Annotated in this window: 1 pseudogene; it reads right to left on the bottom strand. The window is 39.8% G+C overall.

Annotated elements, in window-relative coordinates:
• Positions 1-256: pseudogene (locus AAEZ00_RS21670) on the bottom strand (sensor histidine kinase); the annotation flags it as partial.

Raw genomic sequence — 256 nt, forward strand, 5'->3', positions numbered from 1 at the left:
GTATTGATTAAGAACTCGCTCTTTTGTCTAAATTTATATTCGAGCCAAAGGTGATATATGGTCGCGATAACAAATAAACCCAATAAACTAAAGCCCCATTTTTGATTGAGCTTTATCCATTGCCAGACTTGTAGGTAAACAGGGCTATCATCCGCATTTAAGTTTAGATCGTTAAATAGTTTAACCACTTGAAACTGGCTAATCGGTGCAGCCCAACCTCGGTTTTGTCCGACGATGGACGCTGGATGATCCATAC

The sequence above is a fragment of the Shewanella sp. S1-49-MNA-CIBAN-0167 genome, from assembly GCF_040310145.1.
Classification (GTDB): Bacteria; Pseudomonadota; Gammaproteobacteria; order Enterobacterales; family Shewanellaceae; genus Shewanella; species Shewanella psychromarinicola.